The sequence below is a fragment of the Streptomyces sp. PR69 genome, assembly GCF_026420845.1.
In the GTDB taxonomy this organism is placed as follows: Bacteria; Actinomycetota; Actinomycetes; order Streptomycetales; family Streptomycetaceae; genus Streptomyces.
On record NZ_JAOWCB010000100.1, the window covers coordinates 1 to 394 of the forward strand.

The following is a 394-nucleotide window of genomic DNA, read 5'->3' on the forward strand; positions in this document are numbered from 1 at the left end:
GCAGGACCACGCGGCCGCCGCCATCGCCGTCGGCCCCAACGGCACCCCGGACTACCCCCAGGGCGTCCCCGTCTTCGCCTGGAAGGGCGAGACGCTTGAGGAGTACTGGTGGTGCACGGAGCAGGCGCTGACCTGGCCGAACAGCCCCACCGGGGGTCCGAACATGATCCTGGACGACGGCGGTGACGCCACTCTCCTCGTCCACAAGGGCGTGGAGTTCGAGAAGGCGGGCGCCGTGCCCGACCCCGCCACCGCGGACAGCGAGGAGTACGCCACCATCCTGCGTGTCCTGACCCGCACCCTCAGCGAGTCCCCCCAGAAGTGGACCCAGCTGGCCTCCGAGGTCCGTGGTGTGACGGAGGAGACGACGACGGGTGTGCATCGTCTGTATGAA

Annotated in this window: 1 protein-coding gene; it reads left to right on the forward strand. The window is 69.5% G+C overall.

The window, feature by feature from the left end; genetic code table 11:
- Positions 1 to 394: adenosylhomocysteinase (locus tag OF819_RS29075; protein ID WP_267246640.1), on the forward strand; the 394-nt coding region annotated here is incomplete at both ends.